This window comes from Pseudomonas fluorescens group sp. PF-1, from assembly GCF_054481335.1.
In genome coordinates this window covers 2647138-2665172 of the sequence record NZ_JBTMNG010000002.1, presented here as the reverse complement: position 1 = coordinate 2665172, position 18035 = coordinate 2647138, and the positions used below count along the sequence as shown (strand labels likewise).

Annotated in this window: 16 protein-coding genes and 1 pseudogene; 7 read left to right on the top strand and 10 right to left on the bottom strand. The window is 58.4% G+C overall.

The window, feature by feature from the left end:
* Positions 1-64 precede the first annotated feature (64 nt).
* Positions 65-223 carry a MerR family DNA-binding transcriptional regulator gene (locus ACX3YD_RS27145; protein WP_458962084.1) on the bottom strand — a complete coding sequence of 53 codons (159 nt, stop codon included), beginning with the start codon at positions 221-223 and terminating at the stop codon, positions 65-67.
* Positions 224-375: 152 nt separating this feature from the next.
* On the opposite strand from ACX3YD_RS27145, the gene ACX3YD_RS27140 reads away from it, so the two are divergent.
* From ACX3YD_RS27140 to ACX3YD_RS27125, 4 genes and pseudogenes are all read left to right on the top strand, one after another.
* A complete protein-coding gene (locus ACX3YD_RS27140) occupies positions 376-1002 on the top strand; it encodes a formyltransferase family protein (RefSeq protein WP_458961490.1) in 627 nt (208 codons plus the stop codon).
* On the top strand, positions 999-2048 hold the full coding sequence (gene pseI, locus ACX3YD_RS27135; RefSeq protein WP_458961489.1) for a pseudaminic acid synthase: 1050 nt from the start codon (positions 999-1001) through the stop codon (positions 2046-2048). The genes ACX3YD_RS27140 and pseI overlap by 4 nt, the downstream gene beginning before the upstream one ends.
* 461 nt (positions 2049-2509) lie before the next feature.
* On the top strand, positions 2510-2944 hold the full coding sequence (locus tag ACX3YD_RS27130) for a DUF2721 domain-containing protein (protein ID WP_458961488.1): 435 nt from the start codon (positions 2510-2512) through the stop codon (positions 2942-2944).
* Between the two features lie 98 nt (positions 2945-3042).
* Positions 3043-3195, top strand: a pseudogene (locus ACX3YD_RS27125) (tyrosine-type recombinase/integrase); the annotation flags it as partial.
* A 73-nt stretch (positions 3196-3268) separates the two neighbouring features.
* On the opposite strand, the gene ACX3YD_RS27120 reads toward ACX3YD_RS27125, so the two are convergent.
* The 4 genes from ACX3YD_RS27120 to ACX3YD_RS27105 all read right to left on the bottom strand — a co-directional run bounded on the left by ACX3YD_RS27120 (position 3269) and on the right by ACX3YD_RS27105 (position 7940).
* Positions 3269-4963 (bottom strand): sensor domain-containing diguanylate cyclase, encoded by a 1695-nt coding sequence (locus ACX3YD_RS27120; RefSeq protein ID WP_458961487.1) that lies wholly within the window; start codon positions 4961-4963, stop codon positions 3269-3271.
* 430 nt (positions 4964-5393) lie between these two features.
* Complete coding sequence (locus tag ACX3YD_RS27115) at positions 5394-6467, bottom strand: NAD(P)/FAD-dependent oxidoreductase (RefSeq protein WP_458961486.1); 1074 nt, start codon at positions 6465-6467, stop codon at positions 5394-5396.
* Positions 6468-6621: 154 nt separating this feature from the next.
* Complete coding sequence (locus tag ACX3YD_RS27110; protein WP_458961485.1) at positions 6622-7323, bottom strand: alpha/beta fold hydrolase; 702 nt, start codon at positions 7321-7323, stop codon at positions 6622-6624.
* A 227-nt stretch (positions 7324-7550) separates the two neighbouring features.
* Complete coding sequence (locus tag ACX3YD_RS27105) at positions 7551-7940, bottom strand: c-type cytochrome (RefSeq protein WP_103406238.1); 390 nt, start codon at positions 7938-7940, stop codon at positions 7551-7553.
* A 231-nt stretch (positions 7941-8171) separates the two neighbouring features.
* On the opposite strand from ACX3YD_RS27105, the gene ACX3YD_RS27100 reads away from it, so the two are divergent.
* Positions 8172-8477 (top strand): NIPSNAP family protein, encoded by a 306-nt coding sequence (locus ACX3YD_RS27100; RefSeq protein ID WP_047527771.1) that lies wholly within the window; start codon positions 8172-8174, stop codon positions 8475-8477.
* 28 nt (positions 8478-8505) lie between these two features.
* Here the strand turns inward: ACX3YD_RS27100 and ACX3YD_RS27095 are convergent, their stop codons facing one another.
* The 5 genes from ACX3YD_RS27095 to speB all read right to left on the bottom strand — a co-directional run bounded on the left by ACX3YD_RS27095 (position 8506) and on the right by speB (position 15132).
* Entirely contained in the window at positions 8506-8964 is a 459-nt protein-coding gene (locus ACX3YD_RS27095; RefSeq protein ID WP_458961484.1) for a GNAT family N-acetyltransferase, read from the bottom strand.
* Positions 8965-9160: 196 nt separating this feature from the next.
* Positions 9161-10849: a choline dehydrogenase gene (gene betA, locus ACX3YD_RS27090; protein WP_458961483.1), complete on the bottom strand. Its 1689-nt coding sequence runs from the start codon at positions 10847-10849 to the stop codon at positions 9161-9163.
* Positions 10850-10852: 3 nt separating this feature from the next.
* Positions 10853-12421 (bottom strand): purine-cytosine permease family protein, encoded by a 1569-nt coding sequence (locus ACX3YD_RS27085; RefSeq protein ID WP_458961482.1) that lies wholly within the window; start codon positions 12419-12421, stop codon positions 10853-10855.
* Between the two features lie 147 nt (positions 12422-12568).
* Entirely contained in the window at positions 12569-14080 is a 1512-nt protein-coding gene (locus ACX3YD_RS27080) for an aldehyde dehydrogenase family protein (RefSeq protein WP_458961481.1), read from the bottom strand.
* Positions 14081-14133: 53 nt separating this feature from the next.
* The gene (gene speB / locus ACX3YD_RS27075) at positions 14134-15132 is read right to left on the bottom strand and encodes an agmatinase (RefSeq protein WP_090323432.1); all 999 of its coding nucleotides are present in this window, start codon (positions 15130-15132) and stop codon (positions 14134-14136) included.
* A 150-nt stretch (positions 15133-15282) separates the two neighbouring features.
* On the opposite strand from speB, the gene ACX3YD_RS27070 reads away from it, so the two are divergent.
* Both ACX3YD_RS27070 and ACX3YD_RS27065 read left to right on the top strand, forming a co-directional pair.
* Positions 15283-16206, top strand: coding sequence for a LysR family transcriptional regulator (locus ACX3YD_RS27070; protein ID WP_458961480.1), 924 nt, complete (start codon positions 15283-15285; stop codon positions 16204-16206).
* A gap of 76 nt (positions 16207-16282) precedes the next feature.
* The gene (locus ACX3YD_RS27065; RefSeq protein ID WP_458961479.1) at positions 16283-17791 is read left to right on the top strand and encodes a sigma-54-dependent transcriptional regulator; all 1509 of its coding nucleotides are present in this window, start codon (positions 16283-16285) and stop codon (positions 17789-17791) included.
* The last annotated feature ends 244 nt before the right edge of the window (positions 17792-18035 follow it).

The window sequence follows — 18035 nt, the reverse complement described above, 5'->3', positions numbered from 1 at the left end:
TGGAAGTGCCTGCTCCTGTGCTGTCACCTTCGATTGACATGACGCCAGCGCTTGACTCTGTCCCTTAACTGCCAAGGCGCTGAGGGCTCAGCAGGCCCAGTTGCTCATACGAACGAAGGGCTTTGGCAGTGCACCCCGACAACCGGGCAAGTTCACCTATGTACAGATGACGCTCCTCCCTGATCCAGTGCTGGCTTTGGCCGGATGTTGTCCGGGTGCACATGGTGTACATGCAGAGTTGGTCAGCGGCACCGCGACAGGCAGAAAGCGGCCATAAGCGGCCCGTGGAGAGGAGTAGGGTTTTGTTATGGTGTAGCATATTACAATTATCAATTTCGTTGAAAAATCACAGCCGGGCAACAACAGGGGAAAAGCATGAAGGGAAGTGTAGAGTTGGTCAGCCAGGTGGCTTCTCCTCGGTTGAAGATTTTATTTTTAGGGTACGCTCCAGATCAAACCTCATTGATAAGTGAATTGGCCGAAGCCAATTGTGAAGTATGGCATACTGACAAGATAATTGAATCAACCGAAGGATTTGAACTGGTAGTCAGCTATGGGTACAGGCACATCCTAAAAAAATACGTCATAAATAGTTCTTCCGCCCCTATAATTAATCTTCATATTTCATACTTGCCATGGAATCGCGGGGCGCATCCAAATTTTTGGTCTTTCTTTGACTCTACTCCAAGCGGGGTTTCTATACACCTTATAGATGAAGGTGTGGATACGGGGCCGATAATTTATCAGCGGTATGTTAATTTCACCAAGAATGAATCCTCTTTCTCGAAAACCTATAAGAGACTAGTTTCCGAGATTGAACTGCTTTTCAAGGAAAATATAGAAGAAATAATTTCTTTGGGGTTTACGGCTGTACCGCAACGACGGAGAGGCACTTATCACCGTGTTTCCGATCTTCCCATTGATTTCGCCGGATGGGATTCTGAGATACAAACAGAAGTCGTTCGGCTTGATAGGCGCCTCGGTGTGAGTGAAAAACTATGACGTTTGAGATTAATGGAAGAGAAATCGGCAATTCAATGCAGCCTTACGTGATTGCCGAACTGTCAGCCAATCATAATGGATCTCTGGCACGAGCAAAGGAGTCAATAAAGGCCGCCCGGGATTCCGGAGCCCATGCAATAAAGCTCCAAACGTATACTGCGGACACGATGACGATTGACTGCGTTGCCCCCGGCTTTGTTGTAAGTGGTGGCTTATGGGATGGTTATAAGCTTTATGATTTGTATGCCGAGGCGCATACACCATTTGAGTGGCATCGAGAGCTTTTTGACTACGCCCGGGCATTAGAAATAACGTGTTTCTCAAGCCCTTTCGATGAAACTGCAGTTGACCTACTAGAGAGTTTGAATGCGCCCGCCTATAAAATTGCATCATTCGAACTTACTGATCTACCGCTTATCAAGCGGGTTGCAAAAGCTGGAAAACCAGTCTTGATGTCCACTGGTATGGCAACGGAAGATGAGATTCTTGAGGCAATTACTACTGCTCGTTCCGCGGGTTGTGAAAACATATTGATTTTCCATTGTATTAGTAGCTATCCCGCTCCTATTGAGCAGGCAAATCTCCGTAAAATACTTAACCTTAAGGATAAGTTTGGAGTTGAAGTTGGGTTGTCGGACCATACGATAGGCAATGTGGCCGCTGTTACTTCTGTCGCGCTAGGTGCAACAGCTATCGAAAAGCATTTTACAATTAGTCGTGATGATAAGGGGCCGGATAGCGAGTTCTCGATTGAACCTCACGAGCTTCGGAAACTTGTTGATGATACAAAGAACGCATGGCTATCACTTGGCGTCGGTGATTTTTCGAGGCCTGAGACCGAAAGATCGAGTGCCATATTCCGGCGCTCACTCTATTTCGTTAAGGATGTAGTAGCAGGTCAGCGGATCTCGCGTGACGATATACGCCGCATTAGGCCTGGATATGGCCTGTCCCCAAAATACTTTGACGAGATAGTCGGGCGGACGGTTATGAGAAATGTTTACCGAGGACAGCCCGTAGCTTGGGACAACTTTACTGAGGATTGAGGTTGGTCGCGCGAGTGCATCAAAGAGTTTCTGTTGCGCCGACCGGTTGAATCCACAGTCGATTGCTGCCTGTCGCGAAGGGCAGTAGTCGACCCAAATCGATCATTCGCGATAGGCAAAAAACGGCTAATTTCTGCCGATTCGACCGACTGCAATGGGTCGTTTTGAGCCGATCACGACAGGCAGAAAACGGCCGATTGTGTTGAAAAAGTCGGTTCTTCCAGACTGTCCGCATACTCACTGTGGAAAGTCTCCTGAGCTGCTCTACGCTGTACGACAGGGCGCTCCGACCAACTTGCAGGCCTAGCCTGACGTTGGTGCCCTGTTGTCAGCAAAACTCGACCCCCAAGACTGTACTGAGTCCCCTACCTGATAACAGGGTGCACCCCACCTTTTGACCGCGAATATGTCAAATGGAGAATTGCAAATACTCAAACTATTACTATTGGGTGATCCCTAAATTGAACGAATTCATTCCTGACGCTGTGCGGTTGTCGCAGATCTTTTCACAAGCAACAGCCCCGACGTTTTTCCTCGGTGCAATAGCTGCGTTCGTTTCGTTAATGACTTCGAGATTATCAGCTGTCATCGACCGTACACGGGTACTCAATGCGATCCCCGAAGACGACCCGAGGCGTGCGCATCTCAGGGCTGATCTGGAGAGATTGAGGCGGCGGGCTAACTTATTGAACGCTGGAATCCTGTCTTCTCTGCGCGGCGGACTTTGCGCCACCCTGCTGCTCGCTATGATATTTTTAACTGAGTTCATGGGCTTCAAGTACGCCTATGGTGCCGGCCTTCTTTTTATAGTCGCCACATTCTTCCTAGGTGTAGGTCTGTTTCGCTTCGCCCAAGAAGCTAAAATCAGTGTCAGTGCGGCGGATGAACACCTTTGACCGATTCAAATTCTTGATGTCCGGAGCCCCCGAGGCACTACCTCCTGACACGACGAATTCCCCCTAACTTCGGGACATCTCTGATAGTCCGCCATGGGCGATTGCATGGCTCAGATCAACTCTCCACCAGGCAATACGCTCGAATAGTCAAAGCATGGGTAACAGCCATTGGACTTGATCCGACGATGTACGGTACCCACACGCTAAGGCGAAGCAAAGCATCTTTGATCTATCGCAGGACCAAGAATTTGGCCGATTTCTGCCTGTGGTGACGGGAAGCAATCGGCCAGAAGTGGGCGCCCAGATATCTCAACGAATCAGGCCTTATCCGCCTGCAATGCAAACGCGGTTGCGCCCACAGTGCTTGGCCTCATAGAGCGCAGCGTCGGCGCGCTTGAACCAGCGCTGCGAGTCGGTCTCGCCGGCATGGGCAGCGAGCCCCAGGCTGAGCGTGTGCGGAATGATCTGGCCTTCGAATTCGGTCGGCGTCGCCTCGAAGGCTTCACGCAGGTGATTGGTCATGCGTTCAGCGCCTTCGCGATCAATACGCTCAAGGACCAGGACGAACTCCTCTCCACCGAAACGGCCGACGATATCAGTCTGGCGCGAGTTGGCGCGTAAAATCTTGGCAAAGCTACGCAGTACAGCATCGCCGGCAGCATGGCCATAGGTGTCGTTGACCGTCTTGAAGAAGTCGATATCAACAATCCCGAGCCACAGTGTATCCGGTGTAGAAGGCTGTTTTATCAGCTCGTCCAGACGACGCTCGACGCATTTGCGGTTATTCAGCCCGGTAAGGCCATCAGTATTTGCCGAATGCTCAGCAGCGAGACGTTCCTGCTGCTGGGTACGTATCCACAGGGCGAGAGAGATGGCGAAGCATAGGACTTCGATCAGCGCGGCACTCTGAGTCATCGTCATCGGTGCGATCATGTTGATTTCCGGAAGCCCGCCCTTGATACCGTACCAGGCCCAGGTGACGCTGAGCGCACTGAGACCGAAGGTCGCCCAGCCAATCAGCAGCCAAATTGCATGCGGTGTACCACGCCTCCAACTGACAAAAGCAAAGTACGCATTGATAATCGCGGTGGCGTTGAAGAAGCGGTACATGAGAAAAAGTGTATCGAGAGGCAATGCGCGCAACGCACACAAGATCGCAACCACGGCATTCGCCAACGCAAACCCCAGGGCCACGCGGTCGAGTATCGGAGCAACGGAGTTCAGGCGCAGTGCCTTGCGGGTAAATAGGAAGGACAAACACAGCGCGCCGCTGACCAGCAGGCCGAGGCCTTCGTTCGTCCAGAAACTTGTATCCGGTGCAAGATGCTGCGCGAGCAGGCCGCGCAAGTTGAACCACGCGAAGCCAGTACACGTGACGAAGGCGGCATAGGTGATAAAGGTCGGCTGACGCAGCACGATACCGAACAGCAGCCAGATGGCACCCAGCGTGATGTATACGCCCAAGTGTGTTGTGTAGATGGCGGTATAGGTCTGCAGGGCCGCCATGAACGCAGCAGGCTGGTACAGGCGCAAGGTCAATCGCATATCGTCGCCAGACACTGAGCGCAGCCGCACGAAAACCTGCTGTGTTTCGCCAGGGGCGATGCTGTGCATGATCGCAGGTAGGGGCGAAGGCAGAGCGCGGCTGGAAAATGGCAGGCGATCGCCGACTTCCTGCTGCCATGGGGTAGGGGCTGTCACGAAAACCGTCATGGAATCAATCCATGCCGTGTCATCAACAAGCACCCAAGGCTGTGCATCCGCGCCTGGATTGTGCAGCGTTAGCCGCAACCAGAACCCGTCGCGGGTGATGCCCTGATAAAGATCAGCTTGTGTCAGCGGCTTCCACGCGAAGGGATCGAGTTGCTGCAGCGACTCGTAATTGTGTGGATCGCGCTGAAATTCGGCGTGACCAACCAGCGACAGGCCATCGAGATTTGCATCAACGGCAACAGGCTCCAGCGCATATACATGTGAATGCGCCAGCAGCGCCAGAACAACCAGCAAAAACCGAAACACCGCCAAAGCTCCATGCCCTCTCATACATTCCCTGCTATTGCTCTTCGTGCAAGTTGGATTAAGTAACAATATCCCTATGAATAGGCCGCGCTACTCTAAAGCCTCCGAGCATAAATGAGGAGTCACGTCGCCAGCAGCCAACGACTGCTTCTGGCCGATTTCTTCCTGTCGCCACTGCCAGCTTTGGGTCGCAAGCTGCCCGTTGCTACAGGCAGCAATCGGCCGATTGTGTTGAAAAAGTCGGTTCTCCAGAGTGCCCGCGCACTGACTCCTGAAAATGCTTTTTTTGCGCGCAGCTACGCGAAATCTGAGCCCGGAATCCTCTGCTCAAAGTAAAGAATTCAATCTCAAGCGCGTACTTTTCTCCCGTGGAAACCATGGCCGACTTTTTCAACAGAATCGGCCGATTTCTGCCTCACAAGAGGATCCCCTACGCTTGCAAAAATCGATCGGGCCGGCATGGGCAAAGGGCACTGGACGCCTTGTCATCGATGATCTCCTCGCTGGCCAGGCGTCCCACTGTCGCCGCCAAAGTAATTCCAGGGTGCATTGCACAAACGTAGACGCCACCCACTTTGGGTAGATAACCGATGATGGGGAGGCCATCGGCAGGCATGGGCCTGAGTCCGACACAAGCCCGTTCCGGATCTATGGAAACAACACCATGGAGTTCGTTCTGGATTGTCTTGGAAGTTCGAAGCGCTATCGCTGCCGGCTGATTATCCATGGCGTCGTCCAGGTAATCTTCTGCCGCCAGTAACGCACCATCCGAACTTTGCCTCACTTCCATTTCAGGGCTGGAGATGAGGGTGTGCACGAGGTTGGGTTGCGACTTGTAACGAATGAAAATGGCAGGCGAGGCCTCTATTGGCAGGGACACTCCAAGCATGTCTGTCAGCTTCGTGATGCCTGTCCCGGCTGCCAGTACGACAATATCGGCATCGATGATGCCTATTGTTGTTTCGACTCCGGTCACCGTTGCACTCTGGGTTACAAAACCGAGCACTCGCGTCTGAGTGAGAATCTTCGCCCCATACGTCTGGGCACCTGCGATCAACGCATGCGTAGCTGCCACTGCGTCCAGCGCTCCTTCTTCAGCCGCATACAGAGCAGACTGGGGAGGGTTCTTTAGATTTGGTTCAAGGTCGAGAATCTGCGATCGAGACACCAGGTTTGCCGAAGCTTGGTGACCTGAGATCGGCAGCGCTCCAATCGCCATCACGCTGTAAGACAAGGCACCTGTCCATCTTATCTCCAGGCCTGGCAGCTGCGTTTCGAGTCGGCGGTACTCCTTGATGGCAGAACCGCGCAGTTGCGCAATTGGGTCAGGTTCGGGGTGTGAGGCATTGAGCCAAGCGAATGAGCTGCCAGTCACTCCCGAAGCTATATCTTCAGCTTCTACCAAGGTGACATTCGCGCCTTTACCTGCCAAGTGATACGCCAATGACGCGCCAACTATGCCTGCACCAATGACAACGACTCGTTTGTCCTGACCATTTCCCATATCAACCTCCGTTCTGTCGATGTGCCGATGGTACGACAGCTGGATGATTTCATGACATGAGAACCTGGTAGTTCAGGACGCTTTTTGAGTGTCCGCTCCTGGCCGGGGGCGGACAATCAATCCAAAGCGGTGGCAACCCGTGCTCGGCTCACCATCAGACCAGATGTCCCTCTATCAACCTGGCCACTTCGGCTGCGTGAGTAAAACCCAGATCGTGATCGGCGCCAGGGAAGACGTGTAGTTCCGCGCGGGGTAACAGTTGAGCAAGGCGCTGGCCGACGCGAACGGGGCTGATCGGATCAGAATCTCCCCAGAGGAGCAGGACTGGCATGCTCAACTCGGCCAACCGGAGCGTGAGGTCGGTCTGGTCGTCGAGAAACCAACTCGGCAGTGTCGGGTTGGCGGCAGCAAAATCCGGGCGCCAGTCATGCGCGCCCAGAGCAGACATGTCCACCCCGCCAGAGGTGACGGTCAGCGTCAGGTGCGTGATCAGTTCAGGGCGCTCAAGCGCTGCACGCACAGCGACTATACCGCCCATAGACTGCGCCACCAGCGCTGTGGGTCGGTCGATCTCGGCCAGCACGCGAGCCACCAGATCATCCATGCCGGTCACGCCAGCCAAGGGCGGAGTGTCTCCAAAGCCGGGCCAGCCGATATGGACCCGCTGCGCCGGGTGGACCAGGCGCTCAGCAACCGGAAGCCAAAACCGGGTGTTACCCGAGGCTCCGGGCAGGAAGAGGAGTTTGGCGGGGGATGCGATCACAGGGTTGGCGAGATTATGGGCCAGCAACGGGGTCAAAATGCCTGACCGCTCTTCTGCAGTCACGTTTTCCGATAGCTTGATTTCTACAGCCATGGCGCTCTCCCTGAGCAACGAGTAAATGACTCAACAAGGTAGCCCATTCAGTCACCCCATGGTGAATCACCATAAGCATCCGTCGTCCTTTTTTGATGGGCTGAATACCGGCTTTCGGCCGTTCCCTGTCGATCATGGTTACAAACCGTGCGGGGCAAATCCGATGCTATCGGTAGTCAGGTCGAATGCAAGCAGGTGTTCAAGTGGAGTGCAATTTCTCAGGCCGGTCACGGCGCTGGAAAGGTCTCCAGATACGCCAGCAGATCGTCGATTTTTTCCTGGTCGCTGATGCCCCAGAAAATCATCCGGGTGCCGGAAACCACTGCCTTTGGATCTTCGATATACGCAGCGAGTTTTTCCCGGGTCCAGACCACGCCCGATGACTTCATGGCGTCGGAGTACTGGTAGTCGGTGGTGCTTGCGGCCGCGCGTCCGACGATACCGTTGAGCTGCGGGCCAAAAAACGCCCGCGCCGATTCTCCGATCTGGTGGCAGCCGCCACACATACGCTTGAACAGTTTGCCCCCGGCCTCGGCATCGCCGGCCGCTTGGGCCTGCGCACCCGACAAACCTGCCTGAAGCAGCAAGAAGACGGTCAGCACCGCAGCTTTGTTCATGTACAGCTCCAGATCCGGAATGACGCACGGCGAAAAGGGGCGGCCATTTCACCATGTCCAACGCTTTTATCGAAGGGTTTGTTGCGGGTGCCTGCGGGAACCGGCATAAACGCCACCCTGCAGATGAGGGCGCATTCCTGGCCGCAAATCGCTGATGGCAGTCTGACGCAGGCCTTGGCAGACTGTTGCCCTTTGCATCCCGTCCCGCACTTTTACAAGGAAAGAAAACTGATGGTCACCTGCTACCTGAAATACGTACTCGACCCCTACAAGCTCGACGCGTTCGAGCACTACGGCAAGTTGTGGATTCCACTGGTGGAGAAATTCGGTGGTCAGCATCACGGCTACTTCCTGCCGTCCGAGGGTGCCAGCAATATTGCCCTGGCGATGTTCACCTTCCCCAGTCTGGCGGCCTATGAAACCTATCGCCAACAGTCGATGAACGACCCGGCGTGCATTGCCGCGTTCAAGTACGCCGAAGAAACCCGCTGCATCCTCAGCTATGAGCGCAGTTTCTTCCGGCCGGTGTTCGGTTAGGGCTCATCCGCGACTTGAAGCGCCGGGCTCAGCCCTGCTTCAAGTCCAGGCAGTAGGTGTAGTAACCCGGATCTCGTACATACCCCAAAGACTCATACAAGCGCTGCGCGGTGTGGTTGTCGGTGGCGGTTTCCAGGGTCATGCCCTTGGCGCCGCTCAACCGCGCATAGTCGCGGGCGGTGTTCATCAATAAGGTGGCGACGCCTTTGCCGCGAGCGGCGGGCGCGCTGAACAGGTCGCCGAGCAACCAGGTGCGGTGTGCGTTGATGGAGGAAAAGGTCGGGAACATCTGCACGAAACCCAGGGCTTCGCCGCTGGCGTCCTCGGCGTAGAAGATCACCGATTCGTCGCGGGCGATGCGCTCGGCAATGAAGTCACGGGATTGCGGCAGGTTCGATGACTGACCGTAGAAGCCGCGATAGGCGTCGAATAACGGGGCGATCTTGTCGATGTGGGAAGCGTCGGCGCGCAGGGCCTGAATAGCCATGAGGGTGCTCCTTTGCGGTCTCAAGGACTCTGGAGCCTAGCAAACAATTGCCCGCACGCGGCGTGAAGCTGCGCGAATGCTTCGATCCTGCTGGAGCTGGCTTGCTGGCGAAGGTTGTCAACGATAACGCGTGCGGGCTGGATAAACGCGGCGCTCTCGGGTCCATCGCCAGCAGGCTGGCTCCTACAGGGTTTTATTACACCCGCACATTACGCCCCGGCAGGGTCGACCGCTGGCTGTTTTCCCAGTTTTCGACCAGTCCCACCGGCACATCCGACGCTGGCAGCATCTTGCGTCCGCGCACCAGGTCCGACGCCCGTTCGGCGAGCATGATGGTCGGTGCGTTGAGGTTGCCGTTCGGTTCGGTCGGGAACACCGAGGAGTCGATCACCCGCAGCCCGGCAATGCCATGCACGCGCAACTCGGAATCCACCACGGCCATGTCGTCCTCGCCCATGCGGCACGAACCGCAAGGGTGATAGGTGCTCTCCAGGTTGTCACGCACGAACGCATCAAGGTCCTCATCGCTGGTCAGGTGCGCGCCGGGGGCAATCTCGCCATCGCGGAAGCGGTCCATGGCTTGCTGGCCGATGATCTCGCGGGTCAGGCGGATGCAGCGACGGAAGCCTTCGCGGTCCTCTTCGCGCTCCAGGTAGTTGAAGCGGATTTCCGGATGCTCATAAGGGTCGGCCGAACGCACGCGTACATAGCCGCGGCTCTTCGGTTTATTCGGCCCGGTCAGCACCATGAAACCATGGCCTTTGATCGGTTTGTTGCCGTCGTAACGCATGGCCGCCGGCAAAAAGTGGAACTGAATATCCGGCCAGCGCAAACCCTTGTCGGAGCGGATGAAGCCACCAGCCTCGAAGTGGTTGGTGGCGCCCAGGCCGTCCTTGAACAACAGCCAGCGCAAGCCAATCATCAATTTGCTCAGCGGGTCCATTTTGCTGTTGAGCGTCACCGGTTCCTTGCAGCCGAACTGGATGTACACCTCGGCGTGATCCTGCAGGTTCTCCCCTACCCCCGGCAGATCATGACGCACGGCGATCCCGGCCTTGCGCAGGACCTCGGCCGGGCCGATGCCCGAACGTTGCAGCAGGTGCGGCGAGCCGATCGGTCCGGACGAGATCAGCACTTCCTTGTTGCAATAGACCTGGTGGGTCTGGCCACCGTGGTCATAAATAATGCCCACGGCGCGCTTGCCCTCGAGGATGACCTGGCGGGTCATCGCATGGGTGATCACCGTCAGGTTCGGACGGTCCATGGCCGGGCGCAGGTAGGCGTTGGCGGTGGAACAGCGCACGCCGTTTTTCACGGTCATGTGCATCGCGCCGAATCCTTCCTGCATGTAGCCGTTGCAGTCATCGGTCTTGATGTAGCCCGCTTCCGCACCGGCTTCGACCCAGGCCCCGTACAGCGGGTTCTTCATATGGTTGCCGTTGGTGGTGTGCAGCGGTCCGGTTTGCCCGCGATAGTTGTCACCGCCGGACTCATAGCTCTCGGCGCGCTTGAAGTACGGCAGGCAGTTTTTATAGCCCCAACCCTGGGCGCCGAGGGACTCCCACTCGTCGAAGTCATAGGCATGACCACGGATGTACACCAGGCCGTTGATCGACGACGACCCCCCCAGCACCTTGCCCCGAGGGCAGTGGACGCGACGACCGTTGAGGTAGGTTTCCGGCTCGGTTTCGTAGCGCCAGTTGTACTTCTTGGTGTTCATCGGGATCGAGAATGCGCTGGGCATCTGGATCACTACGCTCTTGTCGCTGCCGCCAAATTCCAGGACCAGCACCGAGGTGGCCGGATCTTCGCTCAGGCGGTTGGCCAACACACAACCTGCCGAGCCTGCGCCGATGATGATGTAGTCGTATTTTTGCGTAGCCATGATTTATCTCCGGACCGTCGATTCGTTGAAAACGGGCTTCGACGGTTTGGTCAATGTGTCGCCGGTGGTGAATTGCGGGGAAATCTTCTCGATGTGCTGGATGACCGCTTCTTCGCGCTTGAGATCGATCGAGCGGCTGAGCACGTAATAGGCCACCCCCGATACGATCAGCCCGACCAGCCAGGCGATGTCGATGCTGCCCAGGGCTTTGGCGAGTGGGCCGACATACACTTCGCGCTGTTCGACGCCGTCGAAGATGTAGAAAAACGGGATCATCGAGATGAAGCCGATGGCGTACGCGGCGATGCCACGCAGGCCCCAGCTGCCGTAGATGTTGCCGTGGGGCATGAAGAAGTGCGGGATGGCGTAGCGGCCCTTGCGCACGAAGAAGTAGTCGGTGAGGTTGACCGAGGTCCAGGGCACCAGGAAGTACAGCATTACCACCAGGTAGATGCCGAGCACCGACAGGCCCTTGCCGGAACTCTGGATGCTCAGGGCCACACCCAATTGCAACAGGATCACGAAGGCGATAGCCAGGATCCGCGCTTTGCGGGTCGGTTCGATATGCTTGATCGAGTCGACGCAGGTCAGCGTGGTGAGCTTGGCGCTGTAGATGTTCATTGCGATCACCGGCAGGAACGCCAGGATAGTGATCACCACGACCGCCGTGCCCATCAGCGGCGACACGGTACTGCCGACTTGCCCGAGGGCCACCAGCACGTCAGTGGAGTGCAAGTGATCGGCCAGCCAGCCCCCCACGGAAATCATCCAGGCACCGGACAGCGAAGCGCCCAGGAACACCACCGCAATCAGCTTGCCGCTGGAGGTGTTCTTCGGCAGGTAACGCGAGTAGTCCGACACGTACGGGGCGTAGGCGATGTTGTAGCTCGCCGCGGCCGCGAATTGCGCGATGAAACCGGTCCAGTTGAATCCCAGTGGTGCCGGGGCCACTTCACCGGCGCCGAGCGCCGGCAACGCCGCATCCGGCACCCAGCCCATCAGCACCGCCAGGGTCACCAGACCGTAAAGCGGCAACGACAGGTACAGCGCCCATTTGAAGCTGCGGTGCATCCAGTCATGGCCGAGGATCGCCAGCACGGCTGCCGGTATCGTCACCGCCACTGCGATCACGGCGGGGTTGAAGCCGAATAGCGTGTGCAGTCCCTGCATCATCAGCACGAGGTTGACGATGTTGAAACCGGCGAACACAAACAGCGTCGCCAACAGCACCAGAATCACCCCGCGATAACCGAACTGCGCACGGGACTGGATCATCTGTGGCAGGCCCAGGTGCGGGCCTTGCGAGCCATGAAAGGCCATGAACAGCGTGCCGAACATGATGCCCAGCGTACCGGCCAGCGTGGTCCAGAGCGCGGTCAGGCCGACGCTCGGGCCGACGAAGCCGATGGTCATGGTGAAGAAGGTGAAGTTGCCGAGAAACCAGAACGGGCCCTGGCTCGACAGTTTGTCGGTGCGCTCGTGCTCGGGGATGAAATCGATCGAATGGCTTTCGACGACGATTTTGTCGTCGAGGACCGACACGCTCGGGGCGGACTTGGCGTTTGTGTTCATGATGGACTCTTATTGTTGGAAGATCATGACGAAAAAACCGCATTCTTTCGGGTGAACGACTCCCGGGGCGCGTCCTTGCCGTTCCCGAATTTCAAATGTGCAATTGCTTTCAACTTTGGCATTGTTCCTTGTCTTGCCTGATCAGCATCAGCCCGGCAGCGTGATCCACACCGCCTTGGTCTCGAGCAGGTAGTCCAACTGCTCGGCGCCCAGGTCCTTGCCGAACCCGGACTGCTTGTAGCCGCCGAACGGCATCGACGGGTCGAGGGTGCCGTGGGCGTTGACGTAGACCGAGCCTGCCTTCAGGCGCGGAATCAGGCTGTGCACCTTGCCCAGGTCATTGGAATACAGGGCCGCCGCCAGGCCATAGGGCGAGTCATTGGCCAGCGCCAGTACCTGTTCCTCATCGTCGAAGGGTGCGGTGACCAGCACCGGGCCGAAGATCTCCTCCTGGACGATGCGCATGTCGTTGCGGCAATGGGCGAAAATGGTCGGCTCGACGAAGAAGCCTGGGCCCTCGACCGTTTGGCCGCCGTAGACCAGTTGGGCGCCCTCCTGCTTGCCGGTCTCGATGTACTCGGTCACGCGCTGCTTTTGCAGGGCCGAGACCAGCGGGCCGATGAAGCAGTCCGGGTCCATCCCTGGCGCGATCTTCAGGGTGCGGGTGTAGGCGATCAGCTCGCGCAGGAATTGGTCATAGACACTGCTGTGAATATAGGCCCGTGTACCCGCGTCGCATACCTGTCCCGAGTTGAAAAACACCCCGTTGGCGACCGCCTGCGCCGCCGCCGGAATATCGGCGTCAGCGAACACGATGACCGGTGATTTGCCACCCAGTTCCAGGGTCAGGCGCTTCATGTCATCCAGAGCGGCGCGGCCCACGGTACGGCCGACCGGGGTCGATCCGGTGAAGGTCAGTTTGTCGATGCCAGGGTGGGTGGCCATGGCCGCGCCGACCACGCTTCCCCGCCCGGTGACGATGTTGATCACCCCGTCCGGGATACCCGCTTCCTGCACCAGTTCGGCAAAGCGCAGGGCCGACAGCGAAGTCAACTCGGCCGGTTTCACCACCACGGTGCAACCGGTGGCCAGGGCCGCGCCCAGTTTCCAGGCCATGGTTTGCAGCGGGAAGTTCCACGGCACGATGGCACCGACCACGCCCACCGCTTCCTTGCGGGTGTAGGCCAGGTAATTGCCCGGCAGCGACGGTTCGACGGTACGCCCGTGCAGCTTGGTGGCCCAACCGGCGAAGTAGCGCAAGGTATCGACGGTGCCCTGGATATCGACGTCCCTGGCGAAGGCGACCGACTTGCCCATGTCGATCGATTCGATTTCCGCCAGTTCGGCGGCGTTCTGTTCGATCAGGTCGGCCAGGCGTTGCATCATCCGCTCGCGTTCGGCCGGTTTGGCCTGGCGCCAGGCGCCGCCGTCGAACTGGGCGCGGGCGGCTTGCACGGCACGGTCCAGATCAGCGGTGGTGCCCATGGGAATGCGCGTGATCAGGCCTTCGGTGGACGGCTCGATGACTTCGGACGTCTGGCCATCGCTGGCCTCGACCCAGGCGCCGCCGATGAACATTTTCTGGACCTTGCCAAGGAAGGTCTGGGTGGCCTCGCTGACGCCGAACTTTTGCAGGTAACTTTTGACGATCGTGTCCATTTTTATTCTCTCCGCCCGGCAGTCAGGTCCTGCCGGGTTTGGTGGTTTCGATATCAGGCTGGAGTGGCTTCGCTCTGGGCCGCACGCACCTTGCCCCGCTCGTGGAAGATGAAACCGATGCTATTGAGCAGCAGTTGCGCGGCGAGGATCGAGGTCATGCCGGTCGGGTCGTACACCGGTGCCACTTCCACCAGGTCCATGCCGACGATGTTGCCTTTGCTGCGCTTGGCCAGGGCCTGGATGATTTCCAGCACTTCGTAGTAGAGGAAGCCGCCGTGGCTCGGGGTGCCAGTGCCAGGAGCGATGGACGGGTCGAAACCGTCGATGTCGATGGTGATGTAGTAGTTGATGTTCTGCGGGATCAGCGCCAGCACGCCTTCGACGCCCAGGCGGCGCACATCGCGTACCGAAAGGATTTTCGAGCCGGCTTCGTGGGCCGCTTCGTAGTCGTCGCGGTTGGACGAGGACACGTTGCGGATGCCCATCTGGGTCATGCCGACGATGTGGTTCATTTCCGAGGCGCGGCGCAGCGGGTTGCCATGGCCGTAGCGCACGCCGTGGCGCTCGTCGACGAAATCCAGGTGCGCATCGAAGTGGATGATGTGGATCGGGCCACGGCCTTCGAAAGCCTTGATCACCGGGGCGTGCACCGAGTGGTCGCCACCGAGCACCACCGGCATCACACCGGCATCGAGAATCTTGCGTACCGCGTATTCGGTGTTCTTGTTGCTGGTTTCCATATCGGTGTGGACGATGTCGGCATCCCCCACATCGACCATGCGCACGTCGGCGGCGGTCAGGTACATCACGTCGTCTTCGTGGTCGTAGGCGCCGGCATGGCCGAAGGAAAACAGCGTCGATGCTTCACGAATCCCGCGTGGTCCGAAGCGTGCGCCGGAACGCCACTGGGTACCCATGTCATTGGGCACGCCGAGCACCGCGACGTCGGCATCCAGGGCATCCCAGTCGGTGCACACCGGGGATTTGCCAAAGGTGCAATGACCCACGAATGGCAGGTTCAGGCGACCGGATTCATAACCATTGTTCGACATGTCTAGCCTCTCCACTTCTTGTTTTCGGCCTGGCGGACTGCAAGGCGACCGCCGTTGGAAAGACTATGGGCGCAGCTTTTCGTGGAAAAAATGCTAAACATCAGATACTCATATCGGCATTACCGATGCATCCACACGCGGGAGGTCCCAGTGATTCAACTGCATGATGTCGACCTGAAACTGCTCAGGGTGTTTGCCACCATTGTCCGCTGCGGCGGCTTCTCGGCCGCGCAGGCGGCGCTGAACGCCGGCCAGTCGACCATCAGCGAACAGATGACCCATCTGGAAACCCGGCTCGGGGTCAAGCTCTGCCAGCGCGGACGCAGCGGTTTTCGTCTGACCGAGCAAGGCGTGGCGATTCACGAAGCCACCCAGCGCCTGCTCTCGGCGGTGGAAAATTTCTGCATGGACGCCGACGTGCTCAAGCAGCACATCAGCGGCAAGCTCAACCTGGGGATCATCGACACCACCATCACCGACCCCGACTCGCCGATCCCGCGCACCACCCAGCGCTTCGTCTCCCGTGGGCACGATGTGCACCTCAACGTGTACGTCGGCACCCCCGCCGAACTGGAAGAGCGCGTGCTCGACGGGCGCTTGCACCTGGCCATCGGGCACTTCCCGATCCACGTGCCGGGGCTGCTGCATTCGCCCCTGTACCAGGAAGCGCTGGGGCTGTATTGCGGGCGGCGGCATCCGCTGTTCGGCAACCTGGCCGAAGGTGAGGAATTGCTCGAAGAGATCGCCGCGAGCCGCATTGTCGTGCGCGGCTACATGCAGCAATACGACCTGGAACACCTGGGCGTCAGCAAGGCGGCAGCGACCGTGGACAACATCGAAGCCCTGGCGATTCTGATCATCTCCGGCGCTTACCTGGGCTTTCTGCCGGCACATTTCGCCGCGCAGTGGATCAAGACCGGCGAGATGCACCAACTGGCCCCCGCCAGTTTGCAGCTGATGTCGCCGTTCGACGTAATCACCCGTCGCGGCGCGGCTCCACCGCCGATTTTGCAGGCGTTTCTCGAAGACCTGGCGGCCTGTTCCCGCAAAACGCCTGCAGCCGAGAAGCATTGACGGCTCGCCAAATTCAAACAGCGCCCGCCATACTCATCGACGCAACGTTTCGCTTCATCACCGCTCAAGGCCACCTATGCGCATCCACGTCACCTTCATCGACCGCGTCGGCATCACCCAGGAAGTCCTGGCCCTGCTGGGCGGACGCAGCTTCAACCTCGACGCCGTGGAGATGGTGCCGCCGAACGTCTACATCGATGCCCCGACCCTCGGCGCCGAAGTCCTGGAGGAGTTGCGCGAAGCCCTCTTCGGCGTGCGCGGCGTGCAAGCGGTGACCCTGGTCGACATCCTTCCGGGGCAACGCCGGCGCCTGCAACTGGATGCCTTGCTCGCCGCCAGTTCCGACCCGGTGCTGGCGGTGGATGAACGTGGTCATGTACTGCTGGCCAACCCGGCGCTGATTGCCCTGTGCGGCCGCGAGCCGGCCGGTGAAGCGCTGGTCGCGCTGTTCGATGATCCCGACTTGCAATCGACATTGATCGCCCAGGGCTTCCGCCTGCCCATGCGCGAAGTCAGCCTCGGCGGCCACACCTTGCTGCTCGACGCCATGCCGATCACCGACGCCGGCGCCCTGCTCACCCTCTATCAACCGAACCGCATCGGCGAACGCCTGTCGGCGCTGCATCACGATCACGCCGAAGGCTTCGATGCGCTGTTGGGCGAGTCGCCGCCGATCCGCGCGCTCAAGGCCCGGGCTCAGCGGGTGGCGGCCCTCGATGCGCCGCTGTTGATCCAGGGCGAAACCGGCACCGGCAAGGAACTGGTGGCCCGCGCCTGCCACGCCATCAGCGGCCGTTGCGACAAGCCGTTCCTGGCGCTCAATTGCGCGGCACTGCCGGAAAGCCTGGCCGAAAGCGAGCTGTTCGGCTACGCCCCCGGCGCCTTCACCGGCGCCCAGCGCGGCGGCAAACTCGGGCTGCTGGAACTGGCCGACCAGGGCACGGTATTCCTCGACGAAGTGGGGGAAATGTCGCCGTACCTGCAGGCCAAGTTGTTGCGCTTTTTGAGCGATGGTTGCTTCCGTCGCGTGGGCGGCGATCGCGAGGTCAAGGTCAACGTGCGGATCCTCAGCGCCACCCATCGCAACCTGGAAAAAATGGTCAGCGAAGGTCACTTTCGCGAAGACCTGTTTTACCGCCTCAACGTGCTCAACCTGCAAGTGCCGCCGCTGCGCGAGCGCGGCCATGACATCCTGCTGATGGCCCAGCACTTCATGCAGCAAGCGTGCGCACAGATCCAGCGACCGGTCTGCCGCCTGGCGCCGAGCACCTTTCCCGCCCTGCTCGGCAATCGCTGGCCGGGCAATGTGCGGCAACTGCAAAACGTGATCTTCCGCGCGGCGGCCATTTGCGAAAACCCGTTGGTCGACCTCGACGACCTCGACATTGCGCGCACGGCAGTGGAACGCCAGAACGATGGCGAAGTGGGTAGCCTGGAAGAGGCTGTCGAAGGTTTTGAAAAGAACCTGCTGGAGCAGCTGTATCGCAGCTATCCGTCCAGTCGATTGCTCGCGGCGCGCTTGCAGACCTCCCACAGCGCCATCGCCATTCGCTTGCGCAAGTACGGGATTCCCAACAAGGCCTGACCGCCGGTTTCAGCAACACTGAAAATCCCTGTGGGTTCGAGTGCTATTCAACAATGTATACAAATCGATACAACGTATCGAAATCAAGACAGAACGAGCTCAACCCGTCTCGCCCGGACTTCACCCCCTGTTCCTTGCCTGCCTGTATTGATTTCAATACACGAGACCTCCACGAAACTGCCATAAACCATATCAAGCCATTGATTTAAAACAATTAATTGGTTCTGGCACCGCCCTTGCTATG